The organism is Citrobacter sp. S46_ASV_140 (assembly GCF_018919545.1).
GTDB classification, from domain to species: Bacteria; Pseudomonadota; Gammaproteobacteria; order Enterobacterales; family Enterobacteriaceae; genus Citrobacter; species Citrobacter braakii.
On sequence record NZ_JAHLRC010000265.1, the window covers coordinates 1 to 1,273 of the forward strand.

Below are 1,273 nucleotides of genomic sequence, written 5' to 3' on the forward strand. Positions count from 1 at the left end.
GTACGGTACCGGTAGCGCTTAGCTTGATCGACGCCCCCATACAAAAGAACCAGACCGCCAGAATAGGCACCGTACCGGTGATCATACCGTTGGTAAAGGAGCCGAAGTATTTCCCGGCGCCGGGGGAAAAGGTGTGACACAACGCGCCCAGAAAAAGCGGCACCAGCATCATGCCGCCTGGGATTTTCTCTATCGTTCGTTTGATCTGCATTTCCATCACCTGTAGACATAAAAATGGGGCAATTTTTATGGGCGATTGCATCTTGCTTATGAGATGCGCCCGTCTTGATGAAACGAAGATAGACATTCATAGAGACTATAAAAGTGATCCCACTCGCATAATAAAACCTTGTTTCAATTTAAGTGGATCATTGTTTTTATATTGATTTTGATCACAAAAAAACCCCCACAAGCATCGCTTGCAGGGGCTTACTAAAGCGTAGAACTTATTTTTTCGCTGCGAAACGCGCGGCAGCTTCGTCCCAGTTCACCACGTTCCAGAACTCTTTGATGTAGTCCGGGCGGCGGTTCTGGAATTTCAGGTAGTAAGCGTGTTCCCAAACATCCAGGCCCACGATCGGGAAGCCGGAAGCGCCAGAGATAGCTTCACCCATCAGCGGGGAATCCTGGTTAGCAGTGGAAACAACAGCCAGTTTGTCACCTTTCAGAACCAGCCACGCCCAGCCGGAACCAAAACGGGTTGCCGCAGCTTTTTCAAATTCAGCTTTGAAGTTGTCCACGGAGCCGAAGTCACGTTCGATAGCCGCTTTCAGGTCGCCCTGCAGCGTAGTACCGGTTTTCAGACCTTTCCAGAACAGGCTGTGGTTAGCGTGGCCGCCCGCGTTGTTACGCAGTACGGTTTTCTTGTCTGCTGGCAGTTGATCCAGTTTGGTGATCAGCTCTTCAACAGGCAGGCTCGCGAATTCAGGCAAGCTTTCCAGCGCAGCGTTAGCGTTGTTTACGTAAGCCTGGTGGTGTTTGGTATGGTGGATTTCCATCGTCTGCTTATCGAAGTGCGGTTCAAGGGCATCATAAGCGTACGGCAGGGATGGCAGTGTATAACTCATAATCATCTCCAGTATTGTCGGGCGGCCAGTGTTAACGCCGCGTAAGCAGTTGGGTCATTATAGTTAATTAAATGATATTGAAAATGATTATCAATGCCGTACTTTTTACATGGCTATTATGAGGTAAAAGTGTGAGCATCACTGGGAAAATCAGGCTGATCTTGCCAATCTGAGTAGAAAATAGGCAGCGACATGAAGGACATGGG

The 1,273-nt window shown here is 49.0% G+C and carries 2 protein-coding genes; both read right to left on the minus strand.

Annotation, left to right across the window (positions count from 1 at the left end; translation table 11 throughout):
* On the minus strand, positions 1-217 hold a 217-nt coding region (locus KQJ19_RS23640; RefSeq protein ID WP_216404279.1), incomplete at its 3' end, for a 2-keto-3-deoxygluconate permease.
* A gap of 229 nt (positions 218-446) precedes the next feature.
* Positions 447-1,067 (minus strand): superoxide dismutase [Mn], encoded by a 621-nt coding sequence (sodA, locus tag KQJ19_RS23645; RefSeq protein ID WP_016155203.1) that lies wholly within the window; start codon positions 1,065-1,067, stop codon positions 447-449.
* Between the last annotated feature and the right edge of the window lie 206 nt (positions 1,068-1,273).